This window comes from Cupriavidus basilensis OR16 (assembly GCF_000243095.1).
Taxonomy (GTDB): Bacteria; Pseudomonadota; Gammaproteobacteria; order Burkholderiales; family Burkholderiaceae; genus Cupriavidus; species Cupriavidus basilensis_D.
Genome location: NZ_AHJE01000209.1, coordinates 1 through 478 on the forward strand (window position 1 = coordinate 1; position 478 = coordinate 478).

1 protein-coding gene and 1 pseudogene are annotated in these 478 nt (G+C 63.6%); both read left to right on the top strand.

Features of this window, described 5'->3' with window-relative positions; all coding sequences use genetic code 11:
* Nucleotides 1-297, top strand: a pseudogene (locus OR16_RS37975) (ABC transporter ATP-binding protein); the annotation flags it as partial.
* A gap of 4 nt (nucleotides 298-301) precedes the next feature.
* A complete protein-coding gene (locus tag OR16_RS46990; protein ID WP_006164632.1) occupies nucleotides 302-472 on the top strand; it encodes a hypothetical protein in 171 nt (56 codons plus the stop codon).
* Nucleotides 473-478: the final 6 nt, after the last annotated feature.

Below are 478 nucleotides of genomic sequence, written 5' to 3' on the forward strand. Positions count from 1 at the left end.
GACGAGCCCTTCGGCGCGCTCGATCCCTTCACGCGGGACGATCTCAATGAGGAGCTGCAGCGCACCTGGCTGGCCACCGGCAAGACCGTGCTGTTCATCACGCATTCGATCTCCGAAGCCGTGTACCTGAGCGACCGCGTGGTGGTGATGTCGCGCAACCCGGGCGGCATCGCCGCGGTGATTCCGATCGAGCTGGAACGGCCACGAGGCCTGGCGGTGCGGGAGACGGAGGCCTTTGCCGGCTACGTGTCGCAGATCCGCCAGATTTTCCGTGAGCTAGGCATCTACAGGGGATGATGTGATGAAGTTGCTATGGAAGCGTTCCGAGAACAGCCGGCTGGCCATCCTGACCATCATGGTGCTGTTGCTGATCTGGGAGGGGGCGGTGCGGGCCTTTGGCGTGCGCGAATTCCTGCTGCCGCCGCCCACCAAGATCCTAACCGAGTTCCTGGCGCAGCCGGGTTTCTGCTGATGCAGA